2 protein-coding genes are annotated in these 1,399 nt (G+C 70.5%); one reads left to right on the forward strand and one right to left on the reverse strand.

The annotated features are described in order from the left end of the window. Positions 1-480: substrate-binding domain-containing protein (locus tag I5I_RS09780; protein ID WP_036318925.1), on the reverse strand; the 480-nt coding region annotated here is incomplete at its 3' end. A gap of 184 nt (positions 481-664) precedes the next feature. Here I5I_RS09780 and I5I_RS09785 point away from each other — a divergent pair. Next, the gene (locus I5I_RS09785; RefSeq protein ID WP_239498556.1) at positions 665-1,270 is read left to right on the forward strand and encodes a Rho termination factor N-terminal domain-containing protein; all 606 of its coding nucleotides are present in this window, start codon (positions 665-667) and stop codon (positions 1,268-1,270) included. The last annotated feature ends 129 nt before the right edge of the window (positions 1,271-1,399 follow it).

Here is a 1,399-nt window from a genome sequence, read left to right on the forward strand (position 1 = left end):
CTTGGCGATCGTCTCACCGCTGAGCTTCAGCGAGGTGACACCCGGGATGTTGAAGATGATCGCGACACCGTCGAGGTAGATCGGGATGTTGATGCCGCCCTCGGTGCACAGCGCCTTCGACTGCGCCGTCTGGTCGGCGTTGAGGGGCGAGTCCGAACCGGCGAAGTCGTAGGCGCCGCTCAGGAAGTTGGTCACGCCGCCGCCGGAGCCCTGCGACTTGTCGTAGTTGATCTTCACGTTCTTGGCGGTCGCGTTGTACGCGGTCGTCCATGCCTGCTGGGCGTTGGACTGCGCGCTGGATCCGCCGGCGGTGATGGTGCCGCTGAGGCTGGGGTCGATCTGGAAGGCGACATCCGAGCTGGTGGCGGTCGGGCTCGCGCTCTCGGCCGGCGTGTTGCTGCCGGACGACGCGCAGCCCGTGAGGGCGAGGGCGGCGACGGCCGCGATGGCGCCCAGCTGGGAGATACGGGTGAGCTTCACTGTGAATCCTTCACGTTGTGTGGGAAATGCGGGCCCGGTGCAGGGCACGCCCCGACGCTAGACAGCCACTCTTACCGGCCGGCGGTGCAGAGGTGAACGAGAGGTTAACGATCTCGAGCGATCGCGTGCGGCGCGGCGGCAACGGTTCGCCGTTGGTTCACATGACACCCCTACGATGTCGGCCATGGGTACGACGAGCAAGAGCGAACGCGCCGCGCGCAGCGCCATCACCGACGCTTCCGCGGCGGCCAAGACGGCGGCCAAGACGGCGAAGAACCTTCCGAAGAAGCTGGCCGCCGGCCTCGAGGAGTACATCGACGAGGCGCGTGACGCCGCCGACGTATCGAAGAAGAAGCTGCGCCGCAAACCCCGGAAGGTCACCCGTCAGGCGGAGCGGGCGCTCCAGCGGCTCGAACGAGCGGTCGCCAAGGCCGTCGCCGCCGCGGATCGCAAGGCGCGGCTGCGTGCCGAGGCGCGCCGTGCGGCCCAGGAGGCGGAGAGTTCCGCTGCGCGCGCAGCGGCGGAGGCAGCCGAGGCGAAGGCGCTCAAGAAGGCCGCACGCCGCGCGGAGGCCGCTGCCGCGCGCGCCGAGCTCGACGCGCATGCGGCCGATGAGGCGCTCGCCGCCGAGCTCGCCGCCCCCGCGGACACGGGCGCGCCGCAGCCCACGGATGACGACGCGGACCTGAGCGCCCTCACCGTCGTGCAGCTGCGCGAACGTGCGCGCTCCGCCGGCCGAACGGGCTACTCACGCCTAACGAAGGCGCAGCTGATCGAACTGCTCTCCTGACGTGGACGATTCACCCCGGGCGCTCCTCGGTCGCGCGGAGGCTGCGGCCCCGGCCCGCACGCTGCTGGACGTGTTGCGTGCCACGGCGCGCGCGTTTCCCGAAGCCTCCGCGATCGACGACGGTTCGGG

It is taken from the genome of Microbacterium sp. B24, from assembly GCF_000333415.1.
Taxonomy (GTDB): domain Bacteria; phylum Actinomycetota; class Actinomycetes; order Actinomycetales; family Microbacteriaceae; genus Microbacterium.

Excerpts from the sequence above, each read along its gene's own strand:
- I5I_RS09785 (WP_239498556.1), top strand. The coding sequence starts at position 665 with ATGGGTACGACGAGCAAGAGCGAACGCGCCGCGCGCAGCGCCATCACC.